The sequence below is a fragment of the Pseudomonas sp. GM50 genome, assembly GCF_000282375.1.
Classification (GTDB): domain Bacteria; phylum Pseudomonadota; class Gammaproteobacteria; order Pseudomonadales; family Pseudomonadaceae; genus Aquipseudomonas.
On record NZ_AKJK01000061.1, the window covers coordinates 26,619 to 53,383 of the forward strand.

Annotated in this window: 35 protein-coding genes and 1 pseudogene; 8 read left to right on the forward strand and 28 right to left on the reverse strand. The window is 58.7% G+C overall.

The features are described from left to right. Window positions 1–93 precede the first annotated feature (93 nt). From PMI30_RS14250 to tsaA, 5 genes are all read left to right on the forward strand, one after another. A complete protein-coding gene (locus tag PMI30_RS14250; protein WP_008010136.1) occupies window positions 94–567 on the forward strand; it encodes a GNAT family N-acetyltransferase in 474 nt (157 codons plus the stop codon). A gap of 191 nt (window positions 568–758) precedes the next feature. Further along, a complete protein-coding gene (locus PMI30_RS14245) occupies window positions 759–1,469 on the forward strand; it encodes an rRNA pseudouridine synthase (RefSeq protein ID WP_007907293.1) in 711 nt (236 codons plus the stop codon). Window positions 1,470–1,544: 75 nt separating this feature from the next. Beyond that, entirely contained in the window at window positions 1,545–2,015 is a 471-nt protein-coding gene (locus PMI30_RS14240; RefSeq protein ID WP_008010137.1) for a DUF1456 family protein, read from the forward strand. A gap of 179 nt (window positions 2,016–2,194) precedes the next feature. Then, entirely contained in the window at window positions 2,195–2,965 is a 771-nt protein-coding gene (locus PMI30_RS14235) for an SDR family oxidoreductase (RefSeq protein WP_008010139.1), read from the forward strand. Between the two features lie 186 nt (window positions 2,966–3,151). Then, window positions 3,152–3,853, forward strand: a complete 702-nt coding sequence (gene tsaA / locus PMI30_RS14230; protein ID WP_008010141.1) for a tRNA (N6-threonylcarbamoyladenosine(37)-N6)-methyltransferase TrmO — start codon at window positions 3,152–3,154, stop codon at window positions 3,851–3,853. A 203-nt stretch (window positions 3,854–4,056) separates the two neighbouring features. Here tsaA and fpr read toward each other — a convergent pair whose 3' ends face one another. Then, window positions 4,057–4,836 carry a ferredoxin-NADP reductase gene (gene fpr / locus PMI30_RS14225; protein WP_003443014.1) on the reverse strand — a complete coding sequence of 260 codons (780 nt, stop codon included), beginning with the start codon at window positions 4,834–4,836 and terminating at the stop codon, window positions 4,057–4,059. A 121-nt stretch (window positions 4,837–4,957) separates the two neighbouring features. On the opposite strand from fpr, the gene PMI30_RS14220 reads away from it, so the two are divergent. Beyond that, complete coding sequence (locus tag PMI30_RS14220) at window positions 4,958–5,884, forward strand: LysR family transcriptional regulator (protein ID WP_007907288.1); 927 nt, start codon at window positions 4,958–4,960, stop codon at window positions 5,882–5,884. Here PMI30_RS14220 and PMI30_RS14215 read toward each other — a convergent pair. From PMI30_RS14215 to PMI30_RS14205, 3 genes are all read right to left on the reverse strand, one after another. Further along, window positions 5,881–6,243 carry a diacylglycerol kinase gene (locus tag PMI30_RS14215; RefSeq protein WP_008010143.1) on the reverse strand — a complete coding sequence of 121 codons (363 nt, stop codon included), beginning with the start codon at window positions 6,241–6,243 and terminating at the stop codon, window positions 5,881–5,883. The two genes, PMI30_RS14220 and PMI30_RS14215, sit on opposite strands and share 4 nt — an antisense overlap. 75 nt (window positions 6,244–6,318) lie before the next feature. After that, the gene (gene erdR, locus PMI30_RS14210) at window positions 6,319–6,969 is read right to left on the reverse strand and encodes a response regulator transcription factor ErdR (RefSeq protein WP_008010145.1); all 651 of its coding nucleotides are present in this window, start codon (window positions 6,967–6,969) and stop codon (window positions 6,319–6,321) included. A 239-nt stretch (window positions 6,970–7,208) separates the two neighbouring features. Further along, window positions 7,209–7,952 carry a tRNA-uridine aminocarboxypropyltransferase gene (locus PMI30_RS14205; protein WP_008010147.1) on the reverse strand — a complete coding sequence of 248 codons (744 nt, stop codon included), beginning with the start codon at window positions 7,950–7,952 and terminating at the stop codon, window positions 7,209–7,211. Between the two features lie 189 nt (window positions 7,953–8,141). On the opposite strand from PMI30_RS14205, the gene PMI30_RS14200 reads away from it, so the two are divergent. Continuing rightward, window positions 8,142–8,567: a PA3611 family quorum-sensing-regulated virulence factor gene (locus tag PMI30_RS14200; protein ID WP_008010148.1), complete on the forward strand. Its 426-nt coding sequence runs from the start codon at window positions 8,142–8,144 to the stop codon at window positions 8,565–8,567. On the opposite strand, the gene PMI30_RS14195 is transcribed toward PMI30_RS14200, so the two are convergent. Further along, window positions 8,568–8,762 carry a hypothetical protein gene (locus tag PMI30_RS14195; RefSeq protein ID WP_007907277.1) on the reverse strand — a complete coding sequence of 65 codons (195 nt, stop codon included), beginning with the start codon at window positions 8,760–8,762 and terminating at the stop codon, window positions 8,568–8,570. Between the two features lie 489 nt (window positions 8,763–9,251). Between PMI30_RS14195 and PMI30_RS14190 the strand changes: the two genes are divergently transcribed. Then, a complete protein-coding gene (locus tag PMI30_RS14190; protein WP_008010151.1) occupies window positions 9,252–10,370 on the forward strand; it encodes a TIGR00730 family Rossman fold protein in 1,119 nt (372 codons plus the stop codon). Between the two features lie 42 nt (window positions 10,371–10,412). Here PMI30_RS14190 and recX read toward each other — a convergent pair whose 3' ends face one another. The 23 genes and pseudogenes from recX to PMI30_RS14080 form a co-directional block, all read right to left on the reverse strand. After that, window positions 10,413–10,880: a recombination regulator RecX gene (recX, locus tag PMI30_RS14185; RefSeq protein WP_008010154.1), complete on the reverse strand. Its 468-nt coding sequence runs from the start codon at window positions 10,878–10,880 to the stop codon at window positions 10,413–10,415. An 8-nt stretch (window positions 10,881–10,888) separates the two neighbouring features. Next, window positions 10,889–11,941 (reverse strand): recombinase RecA, encoded by a 1,053-nt coding sequence (recA, locus tag PMI30_RS14180; RefSeq protein WP_007907270.1) that lies wholly within the window; start codon window positions 11,939–11,941, stop codon window positions 10,889–10,891. A gap of 83 nt (window positions 11,942–12,024) precedes the next feature. Next, window positions 12,025–12,525, reverse strand: a complete 501-nt coding sequence (locus PMI30_RS14175; protein WP_008010156.1) for a CinA family protein — start codon at window positions 12,523–12,525, stop codon at window positions 12,025–12,027. Between the two features lie 80 nt (window positions 12,526–12,605). Beyond that, on the reverse strand, window positions 12,606–13,124 hold the full coding sequence (locus PMI30_RS14170; protein WP_008010157.1) for a lysis system i-spanin subunit Rz: 519 nt from the start codon (window positions 13,122–13,124) through the stop codon (window positions 12,606–12,608). After that, a complete protein-coding gene (locus PMI30_RS14165; protein WP_008010158.1) occupies window positions 13,106–13,669 on the reverse strand; it encodes a glycoside hydrolase family 19 protein in 564 nt (187 codons plus the stop codon). Before PMI30_RS14165 ends, PMI30_RS14170 begins: the two co-directional genes overlap by 19 nt. A 39-nt stretch (window positions 13,670–13,708) precedes the next feature. Beyond that, the gene (locus PMI30_RS14160; RefSeq protein ID WP_008010159.1) at window positions 13,709–13,957 is read right to left on the reverse strand and encodes a hypothetical protein; all 249 of its coding nucleotides are present in this window, start codon (window positions 13,955–13,957) and stop codon (window positions 13,709–13,711) included. Beyond that, complete coding sequence (locus PMI30_RS14155; RefSeq protein ID WP_008010160.1) at window positions 13,957–15,117, reverse strand: glycine-rich domain-containing protein; 1,161 nt, start codon at window positions 15,115–15,117, stop codon at window positions 13,957–13,959. The genes PMI30_RS14160 and PMI30_RS14155 overlap by 1 nt, the downstream gene beginning before the upstream one ends. Window positions 15,118–15,229: 112 nt before the next feature. Beyond that, entirely contained in the window at window positions 15,230–15,673 is a 444-nt protein-coding gene (locus tag PMI30_RS14150) for a phage tail assembly chaperone (RefSeq protein ID WP_032835504.1), read from the reverse strand. Between the two features lie 2 nt (window positions 15,674–15,675). Further along, window positions 15,676–16,596, reverse strand: coding sequence for a gp53-like domain-containing protein (locus PMI30_RS14145; RefSeq protein ID WP_008010162.1), 921 nt, complete (start codon window positions 16,594–16,596; stop codon window positions 15,676–15,678). A gap of 22 nt (window positions 16,597–16,618) precedes the next feature. Beyond that, window positions 16,619–17,185 (reverse strand): tail fiber assembly protein, encoded by a 567-nt coding sequence (locus tag PMI30_RS14140; RefSeq protein ID WP_008010163.1) that lies wholly within the window; start codon window positions 17,183–17,185, stop codon window positions 16,619–16,621. 7 nt (window positions 17,186–17,192) lie between these two features. Beyond that, on the reverse strand, window positions 17,193–18,290 hold the full coding sequence (locus PMI30_RS14135; RefSeq protein ID WP_008010164.1) for a hypothetical protein: 1,098 nt from the start codon (window positions 18,288–18,290) through the stop codon (window positions 17,193–17,195). 35 nt (window positions 18,291–18,325) lie between these two features. Continuing rightward, window positions 18,326–18,748, reverse strand: coding sequence for a tail fiber assembly protein (locus tag PMI30_RS14130; RefSeq protein ID WP_008010165.1), 423 nt, complete (start codon window positions 18,746–18,748; stop codon window positions 18,326–18,328). A 534-nt stretch (window positions 18,749–19,282) separates the two neighbouring features. Then, window positions 19,283–19,481 (reverse strand): annotated as a pseudogene (locus PMI30_RS32150) (hypothetical protein); the annotation flags it as partial. An 11-nt stretch (window positions 19,482–19,492) separates the two neighbouring features. Continuing rightward, a complete protein-coding gene (locus tag PMI30_RS14120; RefSeq protein WP_008010167.1) occupies window positions 19,493–20,092 on the reverse strand; it encodes a YmfQ family protein in 600 nt (199 codons plus the stop codon). Then, complete coding sequence (locus PMI30_RS14115; protein WP_008010168.1) at window positions 20,080–21,123, reverse strand: baseplate J/gp47 family protein; 1,044 nt, start codon at window positions 21,121–21,123, stop codon at window positions 20,080–20,082. Before PMI30_RS14115 ends, PMI30_RS14120 begins: the two co-directional genes overlap by 13 nt. Next, complete coding sequence (locus tag PMI30_RS14110) at window positions 21,113–21,511, reverse strand: phage GP46 family protein (protein WP_008010169.1); 399 nt, start codon at window positions 21,509–21,511, stop codon at window positions 21,113–21,115. The genes PMI30_RS14115 and PMI30_RS14110 overlap by 11 nt, the downstream gene beginning before the upstream one ends. Next, window positions 21,511–22,020, reverse strand: a complete 510-nt coding sequence (locus PMI30_RS14105; RefSeq protein WP_008010170.1) for a phage baseplate assembly protein V — start codon at window positions 22,018–22,020, stop codon at window positions 21,511–21,513. The genes PMI30_RS14110 and PMI30_RS14105 overlap by 1 nt, the downstream gene beginning before the upstream one ends. A gap of 179 nt (window positions 22,021–22,199) precedes the next feature. After that, complete coding sequence (locus PMI30_RS14100; protein WP_008010171.1) at window positions 22,200–23,243, reverse strand: phage baseplate assembly protein; 1,044 nt, start codon at window positions 23,241–23,243, stop codon at window positions 22,200–22,202. A 3-nt stretch (window positions 23,244–23,246) separates the two neighbouring features. After that, window positions 23,247–24,485, reverse strand: coding sequence for a DNA circularization protein (locus PMI30_RS14095; protein WP_008010172.1), 1,239 nt, complete (start codon window positions 24,483–24,485; stop codon window positions 23,247–23,249). After that, window positions 24,472–25,971 carry a hypothetical protein gene (locus PMI30_RS14090; RefSeq protein ID WP_008010173.1) on the reverse strand — a complete coding sequence of 500 codons (1,500 nt, stop codon included), beginning with the start codon at window positions 25,969–25,971 and terminating at the stop codon, window positions 24,472–24,474. Before PMI30_RS14090 ends, PMI30_RS14095 begins: the two co-directional genes overlap by 14 nt. Next, entirely contained in the window at window positions 25,971–26,156 is a 186-nt protein-coding gene (locus PMI30_RS31300) for a hypothetical protein (protein WP_105340307.1), read from the reverse strand. Before PMI30_RS31300 ends, PMI30_RS14090 begins: the two co-directional genes overlap by 1 nt. Next, the gene (locus tag PMI30_RS14085) at window positions 26,102–26,398 is read right to left on the reverse strand and encodes a phage tail assembly protein (RefSeq protein WP_007907223.1); all 297 of its coding nucleotides are present in this window, start codon (window positions 26,396–26,398) and stop codon (window positions 26,102–26,104) included. Before PMI30_RS14085 ends, PMI30_RS31300 begins: the two co-directional genes overlap by 55 nt. Then, window positions 26,395–26,742: a phage tail tube protein gene (locus PMI30_RS14080; RefSeq protein ID WP_008010174.1), complete on the reverse strand. Its 348-nt coding sequence runs from the start codon at window positions 26,740–26,742 to the stop codon at window positions 26,395–26,397. Before PMI30_RS14080 ends, PMI30_RS14085 begins: the two co-directional genes overlap by 4 nt. Between the last annotated feature and the right edge of the window lie 23 nt (window positions 26,743–26,765).

Consider the following 26,765-nt stretch of genomic DNA (forward strand, 5'->3'; position numbering starts at 1 on the left):
CCCCGCTCTCTTGACGAGATGCGGGGCTTTTTTACGTCTATCGTTTTGTGAGGAAAGGATTCTCGACATTCACAGTAAAAGGGGCTGCCGGCCATGCGCCAACATTCGGTCATCCACACGCCGAAACAGAGCGACTACGAAGAGCTCACTCAGGTCTGGGAAGCCTCGGTGCGCGCCACCCATGACTTTCTGCCCGACAGCTACATCGACCTGCTGAAGAACCTGGTGCTGACGCGCTACCTCGACGCGGTGATGCTGATCTGCACCAAAGACTCACGCCAGCGCATCACCGGGTTCGCCGGCGTGGCGGCGGGCAAGGTCGAAATGCTCTTCATCGACCCGGCGCATCGCGGCAAAGGCCTGGGCAAGCAATTGCTGCGCTATGCCCTGGAACACCTGAACGCCGATGAGCTGGACGTCAATGAGCAGAATCCGCAGGCCTTGGGGTTTTACTTCAAACAGGGCTTTGAGGTGATCGGTCGCTCCGAGCACGACGGTATGGGTCAGCCGTATCCGTTACTGCACATGCGTTTGCGCCAAAACCAGCAACACTCGCAGCACGGCTGACACAACACAGAACAAAATGTGGGAGCGGGCTTGCTCGCGAATACGGTATGTCATTCAACAGATAAATTGACTGATCGACCGCTTTCGCGAGCAAGCCCGCTCCCACAAAAAGCCACACGGTGCAAATGGAGCCGGGATTAACCGGCGCCCAGCAGGTACAATGCCCACCCCTTTTTTGTTACGGCCCTGTCATGACTGACCCGATTCGTCTCTCCAAACGCCTCATCGAACTCGTCGGCTGTTCCCGTCGGGAGGCTGAGCTGTTCATCGAGGGCGGCTGGGTCACCGTGGACGGCGAAGTCATCGACGAGCCGCAGTTCAAGGTCGACACCCAAAAAGTCGAGCTCGATCCCGAAGCCAAGGCCACTGCGCCGGAGCCCGTGACCATTCTGCTCAACGTCCCTGCGGGCATGGATGCGGAAACGGCCATGGCGACCATCAGCGCCGAAACCCTGAGCGAAGAACACCGCTACGGCAAACGCCCGCTCAAGGGCCACTTCCTGCGCCTGACCGCCAGTACCGATCTGCAGGCCAATGCCAGCGGTCTGCTGGTGTTCACCCAGGACTGGAAGATCCTGCGCAAACTCACTGCCGACTCCGCCAAAATCGAGCAGGAATACGTGGTGGAAGTTGAAGGCGACATGGTGGCTCACGGCCTCAACCGCCTGAACCACGGCCTGACCTACAAGGGCAAGGAACTGCCGCCGGTCAAAGCCAGCTGGCAGAACGAAAACCGCCTGCGTTTTGCGATGAAGAACCCACAACCGGGCGTGATCGCCCTGTTTTGCCAGGCCGTGGGCCTGAAGGTCGTCGCCATCCGCCGCATCCGCATCGGCGGTGTGTCCATCGGCAAAGTGCCGTTGGGGCAATGGCGCTACCTGTCCGGCAAAGAGAAGTTCTAAGACTTTTCACGCCGCCATACATTTCGGCGCCGCGGCTTATGCGGCGCCCACTGCTGAATATCAGGATTGCACACCATGATTCATAACGACGTACTGCGCAGCGTGCGCTACATGCTCGACATCAGCGACAAGAAAGTCATCGAGATCATCAAGCTCGGCGGCATGGACGTGTCCATGGAAGACCTGCTGACGTACCTCGACAAGAAAGAGGAAGACGAGGAAGGCTTCGTACGCTGCCCGGACGAGGTCATGGCGCATTTCCTCGATGGCCTGGTGATCTTCAAGCGCGGCAAGGACGAAAGCCGTCCGCCGCAGCCGATCGAAGTGCCGGTGACCAACAACATCATCCTGAAAAAGCTGCGTGTGGCCTTCGAGCTGAAAGAGGACGACATGCACGCGATCCTCAAGGCTGCCGAGTTCCCGGTGTCCAAGCCTGAGCTGAGCGCGCTGTTCCGCAAGTTCGGCCACACCAACTACCGGACCTGCGGCGACCAGTTGCTGCGCAATTTCCTCAAGGGCCTGACCCTGCGCGTTCGCCCGCAGTAAATCGCCCACGAACCTGTAGGAGCACAGCTTGCTGGCGAAGGCGATCTTCAAAACGCCATCGCCCGCAAGCCGTGCTCCTACAGGGCTGTATAGCCCCTCATTCCTCGCAAAAATAGTGGCTCCGCTTCCAGCGGCTGACGGCTAGGGTGTTCTGACCCTCCGCCCTCAGGACTCGCCCTATGCACCCGTATTTTTCTCTCGCAGGCCGCACCGCTCTGGTGACCGGCGGCACTCGCGGTATCGGCAAAATGATCGCCAAGGCCTACGTCGAGGCCGGCGCCACCGTTTACGTGTGTGCCCGCGATGCCGACGCCTGTCAGCAAACTGCCAACGAACTGAGTGCATTCGGGATTTGTCACGCGGTAGCTGCCAACCTGGCCCACGAAGAAGGCGTCCAGCAATTAGCGGCGCAATTGAGTGAACAGATCGGTCAGCTGGATATTCTGGTGAACAACGCCGGCACCACCTGGGGCGCGCCGCTGGAGAGTTACCCGGTCAAGGGCTGGGAAAAGGTCATGCAGCTCAACGTGACCTCGGTGTTCAACTGCATCCAGCAATTTCTGCCGCTGCTGCGCAAGGCCGGTTCGGCGGCGAATCCGGCGCGGATCATCAACATTGGTTCGGTCGCCGGGATTTCGTCCTTCGGCGAACAGGCGTATGCCTACGGCCCGAGCAAGGCTGCCCTACATCAACTGTCGCGGATTCTGGCGCGGGAACTGGTGAGTCAGCACATCAACGTCAATGTGATCGCACCGGGACGGTTCCCGAGCAAGATGACTCAGCACATTGGCAATGATGAGCAGGCGTTGGCCGAGGACACGGCGCTGATTCCGATGAAGCGCTGGGGGCGGGAGGAAGAGATGGCTGCCTTGGCGATCAGTCTGGCAAGTACGGCTGGGGCGTACATGACTGGGAATATTATTCCTTTGGACGGTGGGTTTAGTCTCTGAGATTGGCGGTGCGGCTATCGCGAGCAGGCTCGCTCCCACAGGGGCCTGCTGTGACCACAACATTTGTGTCCGCCGCAAATCAAATGTGGGAGCGAGCCTGCTCGCGATGGCAGACTGACAGGCGCCACCGTTCTTCCGGTCGATCGGGGTATCATGCCCGCCCACACCCCGCCTCGACCCCAAACCATGACCTACAGCGTTTCCCCCATCGGCTTCGTGCGCTCCTGCTTCAAGGAGAAGTTCGCCATTCCGCGCCAACCGCAACTGGCCCCGGCCGCTCGAGGCGTGCTGGAGTTGGTGGCGCCGTTCGATCAGGGTGATGCGGTGCAGGGGCTGGAACAGGTCAGCCATGTCTGGCTGCTGTTCCTGTTCCATCAGGCCCTGGAAGAAAAGCCACGCCTGAAAGTCCGTCCTCCGCGCCTGGGCGGCAACAAATCCATGGGCGTATTTGCCACTCGGGCGACGCATCGACCCAATGGCATCGGTCAATCGGTGGTCAAGCTGGACAAAGTCGAAGCCAATCGGCTGTGGATCTCCGGCATCGATTTGCTCGACGGTACGCCGGTGCTCGACATCAAACCCTATGTGCCTTATGCAGACATCATCGATACGGCGTCCAACAGCATCGCCAGCGCCCCGCCATCGCTGATTCCCGCGCAGTGGACAGACTCAGCACTGCAACAGGCTCACGGCCACGCTCAGCGGCTTGATGAGCCCTTGGTCGAGCTGATCGAACAATGCCTGGCACAAGACCCACGCCCGGCGTACCAGATTCCTACGCCAGAAAGGGAATACGGCGCGCAGTTCTGGGATGTGGATGTGCGCTGGCATTACCCCACGCCTGACCTGATCCGCGTCCTCGAAGTCATTCCCGTATCCAACCTGTAGGAGCTGTCGAGTGAAACGAGGCTGCGATCTTTTGATGTAGCTTTAAAAACAGGATCAAAAGATCGCAGCCTCGTTTCACTCGACAGCTCCTACAAGGTTTGTGTCAGGCATAAAAAAGGTTCTTCACGGATTACCGGGAAGAACCATAAAAAAGCCCCCATTGCCTGCACAGGCAATGGGGGCTTTTCAGTCATGCAGGTTTCTTACTTCTCGACGAACGCACGCTCGATCAGGTAATCACCCGGCTCGCGCATCCGCGGCGAAACTTTCAGGCCGAAGCTGTTCAACACTTCGCTGGTCTCGTCGAGCATGCTCGGGCTGCCGCACAGCATGGCGCGGTCGTCCTGCGGGTTGATCGGTGGCAGACCGATGTCGCTGAACAGCTTGCCGCTGCGCATCAGGTCGGTCAGGCGGCCTTCGTTCTCGAATGGCTCGCGGGTCACGGTCGGGTAGTAGATCAACTTGTCACGCAGCGCCTCGCCGAAGAACTCGTTCTGCGGCAGGTGCTCGGTGATGAACTCGCGGTAAGCGACTTCATTGACGTAACGCACGCCGTGGCACAGGATCACTTTTTCGAAACGCTCGTAGGTTTCCGGGTCCTGGATGACGCTCATGAATGGCGCCAGACCGGTACCGGTGCTGAGCAGGTACAAATGTTTGCCAGGCTTCAAGTCATCCAGCACCAGGGTGCCGGTAGGCTTTTTGCTGATGATGATCTCGTCGCCTTCCTTCAGATGCTGCAACTGGGAAGTCAGCGGGCCATCAGGCACCTTGATGCTGAAGAACTCGAGATGCTCTTCCCAGTTCGGGCTGGCAATCGAGTAAGCGCGCATAAGCGGGCGGCCATTGGGCTGTTGCAGGCCGATCATCACGAACTGACCGTTCTCGAAGCGCAGGCCCGGATCGCGGGTGCACTTGAAGCTGAACAGAGTGTCGTTCCAGTGGTGAACACTGAGGACACGCTCGTGGTTCATGTTGCTCATGTACGTGGGACTCCTGGAGATTTGCCTGCGCCGATGATGTGCGCAATTGCATCGCATTCTAATGGCAGCGACAATATCTGTTAAATGGATTATTAAGATAAGGGTTATCGGTTATATCGATATGCGATTTACTCTCCGTCAACTTCAAGTATTCGTCGCCGTCGCCCAGCAGGAAAGCGTATCCCGTGCGGCCCTGACGCTCAACCTCTCGCAATCGGCGGCGAGCACCTCGATCACCGAGCTAGAGCGTCAGTGCAGCTGCCAGCTGTTCGATCGCGCCGGCAAACGGCTGAGCCTCAACGCCCTCGGCAAACAACTGTTGCCGCAAGCGGTGGCCCTGCTCGATCAGGCCAAGGAGATCGAAGACTTGCTCAACGGCAAGTCCGGTTTCGGCTCTTTGGCGGTCGGCGCGACCCTGACCATCGGCAATTACCTCGCCACCCTGCTGATCGGCAGCTTCATGCAGCGTCATCCGGAAAGCCAGGTGAAGCTGCATGTGCAGAACACCGCCAACATCGTGCAACAGGTCGCGCACTATGAAATTGATCTGGGTCTAATCGAAGGCGACTGCAGCCATCCAGACATCGAAGTGCAGAGTTGGGTCGAAGATGAGCTGGTGGTGTTCTGCGCGCCTCAGCATCCGCTGGCCAAACGTGGCATCGCGACCATGGAGGAGCTGAGTCATGAGGCGTGGATTCTCCGCGAGCAAGGCTCGGGGACACGGCTGACGTTCGACCAGGCCATGCGACACCATCGCAGCGCGCTGAACATTCGCCTGGAGCTGGAACACACCGAAGCGATCAAGCGCGCGGTGGAATCAGGTTTGGGGATTGGTTGCATTTCGCGCCTGGCGCTGCGCGATGCGTTCCGCCGCGGCAGCCTGGTGCCAGTGGAAACACCGGATCTGGATCTGGCGCGGCAGTTCTATTTCATCTGGCACAAACAGAAATACCAGACATCGGCGATGCGCGAATTCCTCGAACTGTGCCGCGCGTTCACCGCCGGGGTTCAGCGCAGCGACGAGATCGTCCTGCCCACCATCGCTTAAAGCAGAATCACCGCCCACACCAGCGCGATCATGCTCAACGCCACGAATTGAGCAGCGCTGCCCATGTCCTTGGCGTTCTTGGACAGTGGGTGCAACTCAAGGGAAATGCGGTCGATGGCCGCTTCCACCGCCGAGTTGAGCAATTCGACGATCAAGGCTAACAGGCAGACCGCAATCAGCAGCGCCTGCTCGACGCGGCTGACGTTCAGGAAGAACGACAGCGGAATCAGGATGACGTTGAGCAACACCAGTTGCCGGAAAGCCGCTTCACCGGTGAAGGCCGCGCGCAGGCCGTCCAGAGAATAGCCGGAGGCGTTAAGGATGCGTTTGAGGCCGGTCTGGCCTTTGAAAGGTGACATAGAGTAGGCAACTGACCAAAAAGGAGTGGGAAAACTAGATTAAGCAAAGTCAAAAAAGCGTGAACACGTAGCGCCTTAGTTGCTCGAAATTGACTCAAGTTGTTGCAAGAGCAGCGCCGCCTGAGTCCGGGTCCGCACATTCAGCTTACGGAAAATGGCCGTGACGTGGGCCTTGATCGTCGCTTCGGAAACGCTCAACTCGTAGGCAATCTGCTTGTTCAGCAAACCTTCACAGACCATCGTCAATACCCGGAACTGCTGGGGTGTCAGGCTGGCAAGGCCTTCGCTGGCCGCCTTGGCTTCGTCAGAAACGCTGACCGCTTCGAAGGCCTGGGGCGGCCAGAAAACGTCGCCATCGAGCACCGCGCGTACGGCTTTCTGAATAACACTCAAGTCACTGGACTTGGGAATGAAACCGCTGGCGCCGAATTCACGGGATTTCACCATGATCGACGCTTCTTCCTGAGCCGAGACCATCACCACCGGAATCTGCGGGTACTGCCCACGCAACAGCACCAACCCGGAAAAACCGTAAGCCCCCGGCATGTTCAGGTCCAGCAATACCAAGTCCCAATCGGCCTTTTCGTCCAGACGGGTTTCCAGCTCGGCAATGCTCGCCACTTCCACCAGACGGACATCCGGGCCCAGGCCCAGGGTCAACGCTTGATGCAGGGCGCTACGAAAAAGAGGGTGGTCATCGGCAATCAGGATTTCGTATGTGGCCATTTTTCAAATGATCCTGTTTTTTTATGGGACGCCTGATGCATTCAGGCCTCGCCAAAACAACTCGAGGTGCAGCCACGCAGCGGCACCAACAGGGCACGTTCAACGCCAATTACGTAAAAAAGCAGCGTTTCAAACCTTGGCCGCGCCCTAATCGGCGCCAAGCATGCCCAGCGAAGCCGGGGTGGTCAAGTTGCGTGGCCCTGCCAGCAAGCCTGGTTCTTTTGCAGTATGGGCGACTCTCAGCAAACGACGGGCGCCGCGTGCTGCACAAAGGGCATCAGCTCGGCGTGGGCCGGTGTTGCAACATTCATATCCAGCTGATGTTTAGCGTCCAGGTAATGCTGGCTGAACACATCAAAATAAGCGTCCAGCGCCGAGGCAGCGTCTGTATCACCGGCAAGATCGAGGCACAGCGCCGCCACTTCGGCCGTGCACAGGTGCTCGCTGCGAGTGGACCTGCGCAATCGGTACCGTGAAAGTTTCTCAGGAAGCAGGCTCAGAATCGGGAACGCATCAAAATAGGGGCTTTTACGGAAAATCTTCCGGGCTTCAGTCCAGGTGGCGTCCAATAGAATAAACAGTGGGCGCTTGGTGCTATCGACCTCGACGCTGTGGGTAACTCGCTCGGGCTCGACGTATTCGCCAGGAAACACCAGATACGGTTGCCATTGCGGGTCCGCCAACAGCGCCAGCAGTTGTTCATCGACTTCCGTGCGTGACCAGATGAATGCATGGTTGTCGCGCACCACATCGGCAATCAGCCAACCGGTATTACTCGGTTTGAACACTTCTTTATTGGTCATGATCAGGCACACGCCACTACGGGTGTCGACTTGCGGGCGCCAGGCGCACAGGCAGTGACTCTCGATCACACGGCAGGCACGGCAACGGGTTGCTCGCCAGCCACGGGCCTGAATCGGCTTGATGCCCTCTTCCTCTCGCTGATCACGCAAGCGGGCTACGGCGTTGGGGGCGTGGTTCATCGTGGGCAACACCGGCAGACAGGAAAACTCGACACAAACGGCACTCGGCAAGGCAATAAAGGCCAGCAGTTTACCAGAGCGGCCAGCGCAAGCCTGTACCGTCCAGGCGGGCTCCCCTATAATTCGCCGCCACTGAACGCACAGCCACGTGGCTGGTCGAACCACCAGTCACTGAACCAGGAGAGTTTCATGCTGCGCCTTATCGTTCCCACCGCTGCCATTCTGCTGGCGTCGTCCTTCAACGCTCAGGCTGCGTCCTTGAGTGAGCAGAATCTCAATAGAGAGCTGCGAAACGTCGCCGTACAAAGCAGTGTCGGCACGCCACGGGCGATCAACGAAGACATTCAGGATCAGGGCTATACCGTCGAAGGCAATCAGCTGATCAACCATCTGAGTGTTCAGAGCAGCCACGCCGACAAGATGCGCGCCGATCCGAAAGCCGTGTACTTCCAGCTTGGCGCCTCCGTCTGCCGAAACGACGGGTTCCGCAAGCTGATGGCTAAGGGCGCGATCATGCGTTACGACTTCACCGAAGTGAAAACCAATCGCCCGGTCGGCTCCGCAAGCTTCCAGGAATCGGATTGCCCGAAAGCCACACCGGCCAAGAAAAAGTAATCAACGGGAATTGGCGCGCCGCTGTTCATCCTCGGCGCGCAATTCTGCCAACAACGCCTGCAAGTAGCGCGAACGTCGCTCCCCGCCCTCCAGACGTCGGCAGCACTCCTCTTCGAGACTCAAATGATTGGTCTCGGCTGATAATTTCAGCAATCGATACAGTTGCGCATCGATTTCCAGAGTGACTCTGGGCATGGTTTCCCGCCTCCCTGCACGCATTGATCGTCGTTGATCACGCGAAAAATCCCTGAATTGCTTGAACGTTGCGTCCTGCCATTGACGCAAAGTTGTCGTGTCACGCTTGTAACTTAGTAAATCAGAGCGCAGGACATATGGCTTGCGTTCAGACGAGCGGTGAAAGCACCTTGCAAATCGTCAATAAGCGGTTGCCAGGAAAGACTTTGCGGCGCAATGATCGAGCAGCAAAAATCGTTGCGAGGGTCTAAATTCAAAGTGTTCACGTTGATTTTTTTCAGGGCAGAAAAGGGGCTGCCCATTGCGTGTCTTATTGTGCGAACGTTTCTTTCATTCAAGGGATAAGCAGAGCCCGTATGGATGGCTCGATTGCAACCGAGTCAGGTGGAGCGCCCAGGCAAGGGCTTGGGCAGACAGCGACACAAGGAGTGTCGCGGCGCCGACGATTGTTTTGTCGGGCCAAGGGTTCTGTGCAGAAGGAGAAGTTGAATGCCTTACCAACCGAATGACCTCCTGAGCCGTCATTTTCAAGAAAGCGGCCACGACCTCACCAGCAAGGTCGAAGAACAACTCAACCTGGTTTCACCCAACAGCCCCAACATCCCGATTTACCGCGACATGATCCTGACTGTGCTGCGCATGGCCCAGGAAGATCACAACCGCTGGAATGCCAAGATCACCCTGCAAGCCTTGCGCGAACTCGAACATGCCTTCCGTGTGATGGAGCAGTTCAAGGGACGACGCAAAGTCACTGTTTTCGGCTCGGCCCGCACGCCGATAGAACACCCGTTGTATGGTTTGGCCCGAGAACTTGGCGCCGCTCTGGCGCGCTCGGACATGATGGTCATCACCGGTGCTGGCGGCGGTATCATGGCGGCGGCCCACGAAGGCGCCGGCCTGGAACACAGCCTGGGATTCAACATCACCCTGCCCTTCGAGCAGCATGCCAATCCCACGGTCAATGGCACCGGGAATCTACTGCCCTTCCACTTTTTCTTTACCCGCAAGCTGTTCTTCGTCAAGGAGGCCGATGCGCTGGTCCTGTGCCCAGGCGGTTTCGGTACGCTGGATGAAGCGCTGGAAGTACTGACCCTGATCCAGACCGGCAAAAGCCCGCTGGTGCCTGTGGTGCTACTGGATGCGCCGGGCGGCAAGTTCTGGCAAGGCGCGCTGGACTTCATTCATCAGCAACTGGAGGAAAATCGCTACATCCTGCCAACCGACATGAAGCTGTTGAGTCTGGTCTACAGTGCCGAAGAGGCAGTGGAGCAGATCAATCAGTTCTACAGCAACTTCCACTCCAGCCGCTGGCTCAAGCATCAGTTCGTGATTCGCATGAACCACAAACTCAGCGACCGGGCGCTCGAACACATGCAGGAGGCATTCGCCGACCTGTGCCTGAGCGACCATTTCCATCAGCACGCCTACAGCGGTGAGGAACACGACGAAGCACAGTTCAGCCATCTGGCGCGACTGGCCTTCACCTTCAACGCCCGTGATCATGGCCGTCTGCGGGAGCTAGTGGACTACATCAACCTGCCGGAAAACTGGGCCCAGTCCAAACCCCAGGCGCAACAACGCACACGGGAACCGTCCAAGGTAACGTGAGGCAAAAAAAACGGCCCGCTATCGAAATAGCGAGCCGTTCATTCAATCGTCCATCCCTCGGCCGCTGAACAAGCGGCTGATCATTTCCATGGAATATCCCCGATAACTCAGGAACCTGCCCTGTTTGGCACGTTCCCGGGCATCTATCGGCAAGTGCCCGGAGAATTTTCGCCGCCAGGTGTCTTCCAGTTGTTCCTGCCAGTTGATACCGCTCTCGCGCAAGGCGAGTTCGATATCGGTACGTTGCAGACCGCGCTGGCTCAACTCTTCACGAATTCGCAAAGGGCCATAACCGGAACGGGCACGGTAGGAAACGAAGCTTTCGAGGTAACGGGATTCGGACAACAGGCCCTCTTCCGTCAAACGGTCGAGTGCTGTATCGATCATTTCAGGGAGGGCGCCGCGCTGACGCAGTTTACGCGTCAGCTCGACTCGACCGTGCTCGCGTCGCGCGAGCAGGTCCATTGCGGTTCGCCGCACCGCGACAAGTGTATCGAGTACGGCGGTCATCGGATCAATCAGATATCAGCGTCAGCCAGGTCATCAGCAGTCTCTTTGACTGGCGATGCTTTAACGTCCGGCGCTGGAGTCAGCAACTTGTCACGCAGTTGCTTCTCGAGCTTGGCGGCGATTTCCGGATTGTCTGCCAGGAACTTGGCCGAGTTAGCCTTGCCCTGACCGATCTTGGTGCCTTCGTAGGCATACCAGGCGCCGGATTTCTCGACGAAACCGTGCAGAACACCCAGGTCGATCATCTCACCGTTGAGGTAGATGCCCTTGCCGTAAAGAATCTGGAACTCAGCCTGACGGAACGGCGAAGCCACCTTGTTCTTCACGACTTTGACGCGGGTTTCGCTACCGACGACTTCATCACCTTCTTTCACCGCGCCAGTACGGCGGATGTCCAAACGAACCGATGCGTAGAACTTCAGCGCGTTACCACCGGTGGTGGTTTCCGGGCTGCCGAACATCACGCCGATTTTCATACGGATCTGGTTGATGAAGATCACCAGGCAGTTGGCGTTCTTGATGTTACCGGTGATTTTACGCAGCGCCTGGGACATCAGACGGGCTTGCAGGCCCACGTGCATGTCGCCCATTTCGCCTTCGATTTCAGCCTTTGGCACCAGAGCGGCCACGGAGTCGACGATGATCACGTCTACCGCGTTGGAACGCACCAGCATGTCGGTGATTTCCAGGGCCTGCTCGCCGGTGTCCGGCTGGGAAACCAGCAGGTCGTCGACGTTGACGCCCAATTTGCCGGCGTACTCAGGATCGAGGGCGTGTTCGGCGTCGACGAATGCGCAGGTCGCGCCGGCTTTTTGAGCCTGGGCGATCACCGACAGTGTCAGGGTGGTTTTACCGGAGGATTCAGGACCGTAGATCTCAACGATACGGCCTTTTGGCAGACCGCCAATGCCGAGCGCGATGTCCAGACCCAGAGAGCCAGTGGAAATAGCCGGGATCGCCTGACGGTCCTGATCGCCCATACGCATTACGGCACCCTTGCCGAATTGACGTTCGATCTGACCCAGGGCCGCAGCCAAGGCTTTCTTCTTGTTGTCGTCCATTAAAGTCCTCACGTAATCAATAAGGCCTGACGGCCAACACCTGTATAAGTAGCCAGTATTATTCCACAGCGTTTCAGGATCGCCTACCCCTGATTTGAGATTTCTCCAGCGGCATACCGCAACAGCCCCTCTAGCGCGGCCTTCACCGTTTGTCGGCGGACCTCGTCACGGTTACCGGGAAAGTACTGCACCTCGCTGAACACCTGCTCGCCGACGCCCCAGGCCAGCCACACCGTGCCCACGGGCTTGCTCGGCGAACCGCCATCCGGCCCGGCGACACCGCTGACCGCCACGGCAAAACGCGCCCGGCTTTTTTCCTGCGCGCCGCGGACCATGGCCTCGACCACCTCGCGACTGACCGCCCCGACGGTTGGAAACAACTCGGCAGGGACATCCAGTTGCTGGGTTTTCTGGCGGTTGGAGTAGGTGACATAACCGGCCTCGAACCACGCCGAACTCCCCGGAATACGGGTGATCGCCTCGGCAATCCCGCCACCGGTACAGGATTCGGCGGCGGTGACGTGGGCATTGAGAACCTGCAAGCGCCTGCCAAGTTCAGCGGCCAGTTGGGTGATTTCTTTCACGGCTCTCTCCTGATCGAGCGGAATGAGGCCTACCGTACACGAGCCGATCACGCTTGCAAGGTTCAGGATCGATCAAAATGTTAGCGAGCGAGGGCTCTGACATAGGCCTGACACGCCTGAAGGGCAATCAGTCCGCTATCGCCTGCGTCGGTGATGGCGATAATTCGTTGAGCATGCGCCGGGTCAAGTCGGGCTCGCGGGGCGCCATGATCCACGCCGCCGGCGCTGGAGGCGGCTGGCACTGCACAGGTTGAGGCAGCGTCATTGGTATCGAGGAGGACTGACAGGCGCACATCAGCAGTGGCAAGACGATCGCGCAGGCGACCTTGATCACGTTCGGCATCGCTAAGTGCTCGATAATGGGTTTGCTCACTGGCCGAAAGCCGCTGCTCCAGGGCCAGACGCTTGTTCTGCTCGGCCTGTTGCTGCGTGGCGGCCGTCTGAGTCAGTTGATTAAGGGTCTCGGCGTGCAGCCTGGCCTGCTCCGCCAGTTGCCGGCCATAGCGCCAATCCTGAAACTGCCAGGCCAGCGCCGCCGAACAACCGGCCAGCACCAGCAGACCGATCAGTCGCCAACCGATCAGACCGACGGCTGGCATAGCACCGCCCTCGCCCGCGCCCAGATTTCCAGTCGATCCTGCAAGCCGTTCAGTCCGCCGTTGATACGACGAGTGATGCTGTTGAACTGGTCGCGGTCGGCCAATTCATTCAAGCCGTTCTGCTCCCAGAACCATGCCGCTGATTCAGCGGCCCATTGGGGTTGTTCCAGCAGTTCAGGCAGAGACAGCAGACGTTCATCGCCGAACAAGCCGAGACTGCATTGCCGGTAGTTGTTGCGACCGGTGATCTGGATCAGGCCACGGCCACGGTACTTTTGACCGTCGCCGTCGAGTTCTGGGGTGTTGCCCAAGCGGGCGGCCAGAGTGCCGGTGTCGTATTTGCTCAGGTATTGAGTGCTGCCCAGTTCACGTACGTACTGTAATTGTCCGGATTCATGGCCGACTTGGGCGAGGAAAGCGGCGATGCGTTTTGGGGTGTTGATGTTGCGGTGAGACATGGCGGTGTTCAGGGCGGAAATGAAAACGCCCGCTTGGGAGCGGGCGTTGGGCATTATTCTTACAAGACTGTTTTCAGTGACGGACATAGCGTTCAATCCTGCCTGCATTTTCCGGTCGAGTCATGGTTAGCGGCCTCGACCTGTCAGCCATTTCTTTGCCAGGGCTTTGAGGGTGTTGTTCGGCCCCACCACTTCGTGCGGCGAATATAGCCATCCGAGAGTACCGAAGTTCGCCGTCCACTCGAGTTGCGGAGCCGGTGTTACATCGGTGATGTCGACCCACAGAAGATCCGGATGAAACATCTCGGCCATATTGCCTTCGGTCGAAAAGAGTTCGACCACGGTGTTCTTAACGATGCGTGCGTAAGTTCTCATCAGGCGTACTCGTAAATGATCACGACACCCGGCGCGCCGGCGCCGCCGGGTCTTCCCGGCTGATTGGGAGCGTTAGCAATTCCACCCGCACCAGAACCGTAACCGGTTCCCGGTGCCGCAAGTGCCATCGCAACACTGCTGCCGAAACCGCCGCAACCCAGTGGTGAATTACCACCATGACCGGCAAGGGTTGATCCGTTGACGGATATCCCGGGACTACCGGCTGCTCCCGCACTGTTGAGGATGTTTGCGCCCGTGGATGGCGTGCTTGGGAAACCGCCCACGAACAAGCCGACTGCGGGGAATGTGATACTGCCGATCCAAGGCGAACCACCACCTCCGGGAGCAGAAACCAATGAACCGAAAGAACTGGTGCCGCCCGATCCGGCATTCGCCGCAACAGGCCCCGCCGCTCCGCCAGCCCCTACGGTTATGACCTGACTGGCGCCTATCGTTGCAGAGGAAAGCAACGCTTCGGCGTAACTGCCGGAGGCACCACCACCCGTAAGGGAAGCCTGATTGGTCGTCGTTGTCCCGATCCCCGCACTCCCCCCGCCGCCACCCATCACCTTGACCAGCACATTCTTCATCCCGACCGTCGGCACATAAACGCCGGACGAGGTGAACGTGCGCACACTCAACAACCTGCCGCCCGTGGCATTGCCGCCACTTGCATAGACCAGCAGCCAACTGTCCAGCGCTGCGCAATACACTACCGAACACAGACTACCGCCGACAATTTCAGCAGGCCGCAATGCACTTGAAGCCAGATTGACAAGCGGCTTGGGCAACAAGCCATTCGGCGCAAACGTGCTAGCGCCGGTATTGGCATTGCCAGCAGTGAAGCGCAGGACCAAACCGTCTTTCAGCATGGTGATGGCCGGCACGTAGTTGGCCATGTAGAGGTTGGCAGCGCCCACATCCGGGGCATGTTTGTCCTCGCCTGCCTGACTGAGTTTTTTGACTGCTTGCAGCAATTGCGTCGCGTCCGTTTCACTCGGCTCAAGGCCGGCGGATTTGACGACATTCAATAACTCATCAGTAATGTCATTGCCCCAAGTGGCGGGAATCAAGGATCCCGGCAACCCTGCAACGACGTCTTCATTGACAAACTTTCCATTCACCAGCCCTACGCTGGGAATGCTTTTTGGATAATCCAATTTCTCTTCTTCCTGTTATTGGGCAAGGTAGACAAACTGCCGTCACACGCGAGAGCAGAAACGAAAACGCCCGCTTGGGAGCGGGCGTCTCGTTAATCGCCAAGAAGACGGGTCAGCTGTTTTTCCGAAGCAAGTCATCAAGCCATCCGGGCATGACCGGACGATAATCAGCATCAGGAAAATCCGGCGCCGTGGGCCAGTCCCGCAATGACTGCCGGTAAGCCAGCAATGCTTTGAACTCTGCCGAACTCAGCGTCGTCCCTTCACCAACTTCCAGCTCTTCGCTGTCACGAAGAACCAACCACTGAGTGGCTTCCAACGCCTTGCTTCGCCAGGTTCGTTCAATGGATACGAGAAGCACTTCAGACGTGGCCACGGGATCAACAAGAACAGGGTAGCCATTGGCAGTGGCTGAAATGACTTTACCGATTCCCTGCCCGGCAAACAGTTCAGCGTACTGAGCCGGAGTGATCTCTACTGCGCTTTCCGGCACAGCAGAGTTTGAACTTTCGACGAGGTCAAACCCCAACGTTTGAGCGTCAAAGTAAATAGCCATAATCATCGCCCCCACACAAATACGCGGCCGGAAATATTGAGCGCCGGCCTGATACCTGCTCCATCTACAGACCTGACCCGCGCCACAACAACTGAAGTGGTCGATGCCCCCAGGTCGAATGCCCAAACGGTGGTGTTGCCGGCGCCCCAGCCCGACGGATTGGCCTCATTGGCCACGCCACCCAAAATCGCGCCGGGAAATTTGATTGGCAATGACAACGTCATGTTTCCATTGGCGTCGGAGCCTCCCACGACCCATTGCTCGATCAAACCACTGGGATGTTTTTGATAGCCGGCGGTCGAGAGTTGCGCGCCGTACAACGTTGAGTATTTCAGACTGGCCGTACCGTAGACGCTCCAGATGCCGTACTCATTCACGAATTGGGCACTTTCACCGCTGCTCATCACGATCGAGTTTAAATAGGCACCTTGCGGACTGATTTGCGCCCCCGTCTTGCTGGCGATTGTGATCACCGCATTACTCCGACAATGCAGACTAATCGTCGCTCCATTCGGCACTGTCGAAATATCCGGCAAGGTCACCGTGTAGGCAATGTTCCCACCCAACCCGATAGCACATCCCACATCCGCGATCGTCAGCTGTGTAGCGTCCGATACACCACGGGCGCTGGCATAGTTGCCGAGTGCCCGCTGAACAAATTCAGGCGTAGCTACCGATCTTCCTGCATCAAATTGCGGTGGCGTCGAAAACAACTGGGTACTGCGCAGCGCCCCAAGTAATTGATGGTTGGACGCCTCATCCGGCGTCAAACCCGCCGCTTGGACTACGCCCAAAATTTCCTGGGTCACGGCATTGCCCCAAGTGGCGGGTATCAGCGACCCTGGTGTTCCGACTTCGGGATTTTCATCGACAAACCGGCCATTCACCAAACCGACGCTGGGTACACTTCTTGGATAATCCATTGCACTTTTCCTTGTGTAGAACTCAGGCCTTTTCCGCCGAACCAGGCACAACAGGCCATGTGATCTCACTAGGGAAACCAGCTTTCTCTTCGATGCGATTCAACTCCACGCTATAAAGCTTCCACTCCAGCAATTGCAATTGTTCTTCATGGCTGGCATCGCCGATGTCTTCGGCGTATTGCAGGGGCGCGATGCGCAAGAGGGCGTCGCGTAGCAGAGTGTCGCGCTGGGTAAGGGCGACTTTTTTGAGATCTGCCAGCCGCGCCGTTTCATCAACTTGCCACGCGCCATCGACCCATGCGTGAAATCCGCCTGGCCAAGGTTGTGTGGTGAGTCCTTGCGGCAATTCGCCCAATGCCGTCCACGTCTCCCGGATGCCGGTATCGGTACGAAAAACATCACCACGCAAGTCAGCCTGCTGGTGCAAGGCTCCGTTGACATAAGCCCAGGCAAACCCGCCGGGTGGCGGGGAAAGTTCGATACTCAAAGTCACCGCGTTGCCCGGCAGCTGCATGCCGATACCCGGCACAACCGGAAACTCGACAGGCCCGGACAACGCACCGCTGTCGTCTATCAGGTAATTGAACATGTGCACCTCAGATCAGTTTGATACGGCCGGGATAAGCGATGTTTCGCGGGCGGGTTTCGCCCGAGAAATTGCCGATATTGCCGATGTAGGTATCGGAGTCGAATGCCGGGTTGGGGTACGTCGTCGCGATCGTTCCACTGGTTGGGTAAAAATTGACGTCGGTTGAAGCATTCCAGACGCCATCCGGAATCGCAGGTGCCGGACGGAAGGAAGAACCCGTACCGGTTGGCAGATAGTGGTTGTGGCTTTGCAAGGAATGCCCCTGAAGGCTGCCCACACTACGCCCGACATCCAGACCTCTGGACTCATCAAGCACACGCAGAAACTCGCCACGTACTTCCGGAATGCGAAAGTTCAGCGCGCCATCGCCACTGCTCCATCCACCCTCCCTGCCCGCACGACCGGCTTCGGTGGTCAGCGCCCCTGAGGACTGGGCAAAATCCCATAGCCAGGGCCATTCGCTACGCAACAACAGACTGCCATTCAGCGCTCCGTAACCGCCCGGACTGATCAGCACAGTCGTGTCCAACACCTGCCGCCCGAGAGGGGTGGCATCATGCCGCCCGACCGGCCACCAGTTGCCATCACCAGTACTGCGTAAATGCCACCAGTCACCGCTCCCCATCAACACCAGAAAGGGATAGCCGGACGGCGAGAGTTGGGTATGAAATCGAATGCGATCCGTGCCAGCGGCGCGGACGACAAGGCGATTGCCGCTGTTATCCACACGACGAAGAATAACGTCGCGCACGCCAAGTCCAGCATTTGCCGTGGGCAGAGTGACCGTCATGACACCGGGGCTGCCGTCAATCAGCACAAGACCGAGTTCTTGCTCACTCAGTGCCTTGGATGCACTGAGTCGAGTCACCACCGAACGCATCGGGCTGGTCGTGCCGACAATCACCTGGATGGCCTTGAGCAACTGGCTGGTATCCGCTTCAGAGGCAACCAGCCCGCCGCCTTCGATCACACTCACAATCTCTTGGGTGACGCTGTTGCCCCAGACAGCCGGAATCAACGATCCCGGCGTCCCGGCCACCGGGTTTTCATCGACAAACTGGCCATTCACCAATCCGACGCTGGGTACACTTTTTGGATAATCCATATTTCAATCCTTTACGCGGAACATTCGATATCCGTTCAGTCAACCAACCAGGCAGGCCTTTTCGGTCGAGAACGTTTCGAAGGAAACTTCTTCGCCTGAGGCCACTTGCGCAGCGCCTGCAGATAAACAAGAAGCTCTTGATATTCACTGTCGGAAAGCGTGGTGGTCTTCATCAGTTCCACCTCATCCCGATGTCGGTCGCGTAGCCAGACCACGCGGTCAAACGCTTGATCCCGCCACGCCTTTGCTTCCTGCGAAAGTTCTTCATCCGACAAGGGGGCAAGTTCAACCAGAACCGGCAAGCCTTCATCATCATGAGCTCTCGCGGTTCCCGCCTTTGGATTGGCGATCACTGCGTCATAACGCTCGTTGTCAATTTCAACGGCATCGTCAGGAAGACTTGTGTGATAACCCGCCAGGTAGGTGTTGCCGGTAGTGCGGCTATAAAATCTCTTCATCTCAGTTACCCACGCTCAAGACACTGACCCAACCAGTGCCGCCGGAATTACTCATGACCTGCACTTGGCTGGCATCCAAGTAAGTCACCAAGGGCGGTGTGGTGATATCGAGGAACGGCGCATTACCGGATGACGAATAACCGGCCCAAGCGCCACGACATTGATTTTTAAAGGCCAGCGGCCACGGTTTGGATACATAACCGTTGTTGACGGCGATAGGGACCAGCACCCACTGAATCATGAAACCACCCAGCCAACTCGGAAACGCGATGTAGCCGTTATCCGCAAAGCTGTAGGAAACCCCGAACGTCAGTTTTTTCGGAGTAACGATCGTAGTGTTATCGACAGCCGCATCGACCTGGGCCTGAGTCGAAATACGTGCCCAGCCGAACACGGACTCTGTGGCCTGTAGCAACTTTTTCTCTATCGCTTGAAAGACACGGATGGGCGTCATCAGTTTGTTGCCGCTTACACCGGATTCGGCCTCTTCCTTGCTCGCCAGAGAGTCGCTTTTGTTCTTCTCGACAATCGCTGAAATCGCCGCTTTAAGCTGAGCACTATCGTTTTCGTCCGGGACAATGCCAGCGCCGATAATCGCATTCACTATTTCATCCGTGACGTTGTTGCCCCACCTCGCCGGAATCAACGACCCCGGCGTCCCGGTCAACGGGTTCTCATCCACAAACTTCCCATTCACCAACCCGGCGCTGGGCACACTTTTCGGATAATCCATCTCTCTATTCCCTAGTCATAATTGATGTGCACCTTGGTATGCGCCGGCGCGCTGCGGTGGATCAGGCATTCCAGTGCCGAGCCAGGGTTCACGCCGAAGCGCTCGCCCCAGTAACTAGCGCCAAAACGTCGTCCCAGCAGCAATCGCCCACCGGTGTTGAGCGTCCACATGAACTGCGCTTCCCAAGTGCCCCAGTGCGCCGCACCGAAACGCGAGCGCCCCATGCGCGGGGCTTCCAGTTCGGTGATGGTGGCGTTCGGGTAGCCCTGGCTTTTGGCAATCTCGAGGTAGTAGCCGACGGCCTGGCTGCCGACCGCGAGCAGGCGTCGGCGTACTGCAAGACGGCGGTCGTCGAACAGTGGCGTGGCGCCCAGGCACGGGTCGGGCAGGTTCATCACCCGCTCCCAGTCGGGCACCAGTTCGCTGACGCCGGCCGGGTCCATTTCGTTGAGCAGGTCGGCGGCGCGGGCGTCGAGGCGGGCCAGTTCCTGGGCGACGCCGTCGAGCACTTCTTCAAGTTCCGGCACCCGCTCAGGGTCCCAGGCCGGGCCGCTGGGCAGCAGGCTGCGCAGTTGGGCGTGGTATTGCGCGGCGGTTCTTATGCCCCCCATACGCAACCTCCAAAGGTCAGCAGCTCATTGCGCTCGGTTTCGACATCAGCGACAGGCGAGGTGAGTACGTGGTCGTTTTCGCCGCTGGTGCTGCTGATCGCTTCACGGATGTGACTGATCAACAACTTCTGGCCGAGGTCTGCTTCACGGTTATGCAGGTCGCGCAGCTGCGCTTCGACGGCGGCGCGTATGGCGGTGGTGTCGGGAGTCAGCGTCAGGTGATAGACCACTGGCACCTGGACCGGTCGCTGCACATTCACCTCGGCGGTGACCGGGCGCAGAGGCTCGATGTAGGCCTGGACTTCGGCGAGTTGTTCGTCGTTCGGCACTGGTTGCGGGTCGTCGTCACGCATGATGAACAGGCTGACTGTACCCGGTCCCAACAAACCGCCACGGCACCAGACACGGGTCACGCCGGGGCATTCCAGGGCCCAGGTTTCATAGTCTTGCGCCGAACCGCCATGAGGGATGATGCGGTAGGAGCGGATCACCCGCGAACGCAGCGACTCCAGGCTTTCCCGCGCCACACCGCCGCTGAGCCCCGGCGCCAGCACCGTGAAGCTATTACCGACAATGCCGGCAATCGGCTGCACCGGAATCAACGTCATGCCAGCCTCGGCGTTGCCCAGGCTGCCGGCCTCGAGCGCGGCGATGGTGGTGCTGTTGAGGCCGTTGCTGGTGGTGCGCGCGGCGGTCACTTTGTAGGTGCGACCGTCGCTCGATTGCAGCAGGGTGTCGACGTCCAGCACGGCACCGGCGCTGGCGGTAAAGCTGACGCTGCCGCTGGCCGCTTGCGCGGGTTTGCGCGGCTGGTTCAGACGCAGTGCGGCGATCCGTTCCAGGGTCGATTCATCGGCCTTGTCCGGGAGGATCTGCTCGGCGATCCAGTCCAGATAGCCATACAGGCCATAGGCGGCGCCACCGAGGGTGCGGGCCAGCACTTGCGCATCGGACTGGCGCAGCGAATCGCTGGCCAGGTCGCTTTGGGTGCGTTTGATCAGCACCGGCAGCGAAGGGGTTTCAAACGGCATAGATCACCTGCCAACTGTTATCGGGGTTGATGTCCAGGCGCTCGCCGTCGGCCAGGGTCAGGACCGTGCGCAGGTTCAGGCGCTGGGCGTCGAGGCGTTCGCTGATGATGTCGATGGCGCTGCAATGGCCGTCATCGATCAGCCATTGCAGGGCTTCGCGGGCATAGAACTCGGCGTCCATCTGGGTCTGTCGGGTCAGTTTGACCCGGCGCAACAGCCACAGCCGCGAACCGATGCGGTCGTCGGCAACGGTAGGAAACGTGTCGCCCCACCAACCGAAACGCTCTTCGTCATCGAGGGCATCGTCATCGGCGGCGCGGCGCCAGGTGAACAGGCTGATCAGCACTGAACGGGTCAGTGCGGCGTGGAGTTTTTGGCTGATCAACATCACTGCCCTCCTGCCGGTACGCCGGTCTGGCCGTTGCCCGCTTGAACGCCGACATGCACGTGTTTGATCTGGCTGATGCCGCCGGCAATCTGGTCGCCCTGGGAGACAATCTTGCCGGTCTGGTTGATGACCGGCGTGTCGATGTTCACCGCACTGCTGGCGCGGATATTGAGCGTGGCGGTTTCGATGTCGATGACCCGCCCGCGCTTGAAGTGAATTTTGTCGCCTTCGTCGGTGTAGATCGCCACTTCGCCGGCGGCCAGGGACTGGAGGCGATAGCGACGGTCGGCGACCACCAGCACGATGGCGTGGGAACGGTCACCGCCCAGGAACGTGGCGACACCTTCGGCGCCGGCCAGTGGGTTGCTGGTGAAACCGTAGGGTTCGAAGTGCTCCATGTCGTCGTTCACTTCGCCGGCGGTGAGGCGCATTTGCAGCGATTGAAGCTTGGTGGCCGAGTTGGCGAGCACGACAGTGCCGCGCGCCAGGAGGCGTGTCAGTAGGCTCATTGGGAGTCCTTCAATGATCAGGTCGAACGCGGATAACTGTGGGAGCGAGCCTGCTCGCGATAGCGATCTGTCAGTCAATATCAAAGGTGAATGTCAGACCGTAATCGCGAGCAGGCTCGCTCCCACATTGAATCGCCGTCGTTCACAACATGGGTATGCACATAAGGTGCGCGTCGGGCTCAGGTTTTCTTCGGGGGCTCGGGATTGGCGTCGAAGGTATGCGGCGGTGCGACTTGCAAGGTGGTGACCGAGCCTTGCGCCGATAGCGAGTAGGTCACCTTCGAGATCAACATGTCGTCATCGAACCCGAGTACCGGATCCTTGACCCTGACCAGCGTGTTGTGGCGCCACAAGTCTCCATTGGATTGTCGCCAGCCTTGCACCTGGTAAGTGGTGGTCAACGCTTTGCCCACACGGGTGGTAGCTTCCCAGTTGGCCCGTTGCAACGCGAGTTCGGGAGTGATCTGCATGCCTTCGTTGATCACCGTGACCCGCCGACGTTTGTAGCCCAGGTCGGCGGACACCGATTCAACCTCGCTGACCGCTGCCCCGCTCTTCTTGTCGGTGCCCTTGTGCTGGCCGATTACCCGGTATTCAGAGAACACCTGGCTGTAATCCATCGGCGCGTTGGCCGACAGAATATTTTTGCCCAACTCCAGCGCATCGCTGGCCCGGCCACCACTGCCAGGCCGGGCCAGCACCAGCCGCCCCTGGGCATCATCGGTAGAAAATACCCGGAACAAGGTCAGCAAGCGGTCGATGGATTGAAACACCGTTTCCCCCGGCACGATGGTGTGACTGCTGAGCCGGGCGGTCTCGGGAATTTCGCTGACCACAAAGACCTTGTAGGTGATCGCCAGCGCTTCGACGATGCTCAACAGCGATTGCTCATGCCATTGGTTCGGGCGGTTGGTCGCGGCGCAATCCACCAGATCCTGGGTGCAGGAACTGCCTTCGATGTTGAGGCTGATCTGCCGTCCGTCATAACTGATCGGGGCCTTGAACACATACCCGGTCAGCACCAGATCCTGACCGATGCGCACTTCACAGGCGTCACCGGGCTGGATCCGTTTGTCCACGGTCTGCCCCGGCCATTGCCAGGTGATGTTGAGTTTAAAGGTGCGGAACTGACGCTCCAGATCCGCAGTGATTTCCACGCTTTTCCAGCCACCGTATTCCAGGCCGCCGACCGTCAGGGTGACCCGGTTATCCATGTCGTTCATGGTTCACTTCCCGGAAACTTTCACATCGTTGGGCGGCAGGAACAACGGATGGGCAACACCGTTGCGTTGAGTCACTTCCGTGACCCGCGTGGCATCGGCAAATTGCCGATAGGCCACGACGACGGCAGGCAAGCTCTCCTGAAAGGATTTACTGACCAGCCGCACGCCGGACGACGCCACCGCTTTGAGGTGCGCATTCAACGTCTGCTTCACATCATTGATGGCCTGATAGTGCGCGGGGCTGGCCTTGTTCAGTGCCAGTTGGATCGCTTCGTTCAACTCCTTTTGCAACAACTGCAAATCGTCGGTGACCGGCACTTCCTGACGGGTGACCGGCTGCAGCGTCTGATGATCCAGCGACGGCTGCGACGTCAGTTTCACCGGCGTCGACGCCACCGGCATCGAGGCGACCCATTGCGCCACCTTCACCAGCAGCGTGTCTTGCACCAGATCGGCCATGGCTTGCGCCGCCGCCGTGGTGTCCTTGCCGGTGGTGAGCTTTGGTGCATCAGCCTTGCGGATGGCTTCGATCTGCTGGGAAACGTTGGCAATCACGCCACGATAGCCCTCCTTCGCGAAGTCCTTGAGTTCCTGGATGTCGCCGAGCAATCCCTTGAATTCCGCCGCCACTTCCTTGGGCAACTCCTTGACCGCCTTGACCAGCTCGCTGATCTGCCGGTACTCCTCGATCAACGGTTTGAGCTGTTCCTGGATCACTTCATAGACCCCGGTCAGGCTGTTGCGCAGATTGGCGATGCCGATCCGCGCGGCCTTGATCAGGGTCATGGCCTGTTCGAAACGCGCCACCGCCGAGCCCAGCAGCGTGTCCGCCGATGACAGCAGCACCTTTTGCGTGCTGACCGTGGCCGTCGGAAATTGCAGGGGTTGATCGGGGTAGAACTTCAGGGCAAAGGTCACCAGCCCGCCGTCCTGGCGGGTGTGGGTCATGTCGCATTCACCGACCTTGACTTGCATCCGCCCCAACCACGGGTGGACCAGTTCACCACTGCCCTGCTCCAACGCCTTGAGCAACTTGTCGCGCTGCTCCAGGCAATCGGCGCCGACGATGAATGCCGTCAGGTCGTGGATCTTCGCCTGCTGCCCAAGGCCCTCGAAAAACGGCTGGTCACGTTGTGGATACTCATGCAACTGGCCCTTGTGGCCGACCGGGGTTTTCGCCTGATCGACCCAAAAACCGACACCCCGAAAGGATGCCGGCAACAAACGGTCACGCCAGTTCATTGGAACCTCCCAGAGACAACGAGCGATAGCCGATGCGCGAATTGAGCGACAGCCCCGGTTGATTGGTTTGCGGTTGATCGGTGCGCAGCCCGGCCGGTGCGTTTTCGAAGCGCACGGTCAGGCCGCCTTCGAGTTGCGTGCGGTTATTGGCGGCGGTTTGCTGGATCAGGGTGCTTGAGGTTTGTGTCAGAGAACCGGACTGCATTGGCGACTTGAGCGGCAAACTGCCGGGAGCCGTCAGCGCGCTTGAGGGTGGCTCGGAAACGTCACCAAAGAATGCCGCCGCAGGCGCAAATTCACCCTTGCCTTCGGCATTGGTTTTCTTTTGCGCCTCGGTAAAGCCTTCTACCTTGCCGGTAATTTTGGCGATAAAACCACCAAAGCTCCCGCCCAGCATCTCCTGGATCGGCGCCAGAATGGCCCGGAGCTTTTCCGCTTTTTCACTGAAAAACTGAACCACAGATGCCCATGTTTCGCTCAGTGCGTCCAAGGGCGACCAAGTGAACAGGCCGCTGAGGTAGGAAAAGAACGCCTGCGCCCCAAGCTTGATTGACTCCCAGTAACCCGAGAACATGGCGGGCACCTGATCCCAAGCCGCGGTAATGGCGTCCAGTGGAACCCAGTCGAACATGCTGCGCAGTTTCTCCTTCACCGGCACGGTCAGTGCCATGAGCAGATCCCAGATGGCCGCAAACAAACCGACAACGGCCCCCCAGTTGTTCAGGATCATTGCGTAGGGAGTCCAGGCAAACCACGCCTTGAGGAAATCGAATCCTGCGCTCACGACTGCCTTTACTCGATCAAAAATATCCGAGAAAACTCCGCTGATCGGCAGCCAATAACTGACAACCTTTTGCCAGAGCCCGGCGAAGAACGTCGAAATCGGTTCCCAGTTGGCAATGATCAAACCAGCCGCCAGGGCGATACCCATGGCAATCAGCATGATCGGATTGGTCTTGAGCACCACGTTCATCAGATCGAACACTTGAGTCGCGCCGGTCACGGCGGTTTGCATCGCCGAGAACGCGATGGCACCTGCCGCCAGCCCTTCGACCAGCTTCGGGTTGTCATCGAGCAGACTGCCAAATCCAGCCAACAAAGGTTGAAGACCTGCCGTTACCGTAGCGACGGCAGGCTGCAAGGCAGAGTTGGCCGCGACCGACACCTGCTCCATCGATCGACTGAACACATTCATGTTTTGTGTAGCGCTTGCCGGCGCCTTCGGCAAATCAACGCCTTCGGCCGATTCGCTGACCTCGGTCAATTTGCCCTTGAACGCGTCGGATGCCTTGATGCCCTCCACAAATGGCGTGATCACGCTACCGCCCTTGAACAGACCGCTGATGTCCAGTTTGCCGAGGCCGGTCTGCTCCAGGTTTTTCTTGAAGCTCTCGACCTTTGCCCGCAGAGCGCCGAGTTTGGGGGACAGTTCGTCGATGCCCGTGAGCAGCACCGAGGTTTTCTCTTTCTTTTCTGTGTCTGCCATCACTGCACCTGCTGCATCGCATTGATCCGTTGCGCGTGCTCCAGTGATTCGCGGAGCACATCCAGTGGCCTGGCCATCATCTGTTCGGGGTCAACCTTCCAGAACCAGGCCAGGTCATAGGCGACTGCGATCAGGTCGGTGATGGCGCCGACGCCGCACTCATGAAAAAACTCGCGACGGCCCAACTCAGCGCGTTGAGGTCAGCCAGGTCCAACTGGTTGACCGACGACGGCGGGATGCCGGCGCACACGGCGATGTATTTGGCCGCGACGTCCATGTCGAGGCTGACTTCTTCGCTCTTGTCGATCTTGTACGGCAGCGCCTTGATCGCCCGCACTTCCTGCACCGTCGGACGGCGCAGGTTGAGTTCGGTCAAGGGCTCGCCGTGGGCTTCGATCGCAACTTGAAGCTTCACGGCGTTGCTCATTGCCAGGTCCCCTTGATGCCTTCGAATTTCAGTTCGATGGTGGCGTCATCGCCTTTGGATACCGGTTCTTCCACCAGGTAGGCGCCGGCCAGTACGTAGACTTTGCCGTTGCTGAATTCACAGGTGACGGTCATGTCAGTGCCAGCGATCAGTTGCTTGAGCGGGAAGTCCGCGGTGTGCAGCGCCGTCACTTTGAACGACTGAGCGATGTCGGTTTCCTTGTAGAAGCCCGGCACGACGGTTTCCCGTTTAACGGCCATCAAGGGCGCTTCGCAGCCGCCGTTGATAGTCAGTTGAGCGCCGTCCACTTTGACGTAGCAGGTGCCCGCAATCAGTTGACCCATGGTGTTTCTCCCTTCAAATAAAA